Annotated in this window: 1 protein-coding gene; it reads right to left on the bottom strand. The window is 66.3% G+C overall.

What is annotated here, in order from left to right:
* Nucleotides 1-288, bottom strand: a 288-nt coding sequence (locus tag PS14A_RS26510; protein WP_212617599.1) for a LuxR C-terminal-related transcriptional regulator, incomplete at both ends; no start/stop codon positions are given.

Genomic DNA, 288 nt, shown 5'->3' with positions numbered 1-288 from the left:
GGACACATAGTTCTTCACGGTCTTCTCCGCCAGTCCGAGCCGCACCCCGATCTGCTTGTTGGTGAGACCTTCACCGATGAGATCGAGGATCTGTCGCTGGCGCAACCCGAGCGATCCGAGGCGAGGGTCCTGGTTTCGCAGCACGCGGTCGGGGCTCTGATTCGCGCGGCGCACAGGCAGAGGTCGGCCGTTCGCGACCGCGCGGACATCCGCCACGAGATCGAAGGCTCCCACCTCCTTCAGGACATAGCCTGCCGCACCGGCGAGCACGGCGCTGAGCAGTGCCGC

The organism is Pseudomonas sp. 14A (assembly GCF_018132745.1).
In the GTDB taxonomy this organism is placed as follows: domain Bacteria; phylum Pseudomonadota; class Gammaproteobacteria; order Pseudomonadales; family Pseudomonadaceae; genus Aquipseudomonas; species Aquipseudomonas mercuritolerans.
This window is presented reverse-complemented; position numbering and strand designations above follow the sequence as displayed.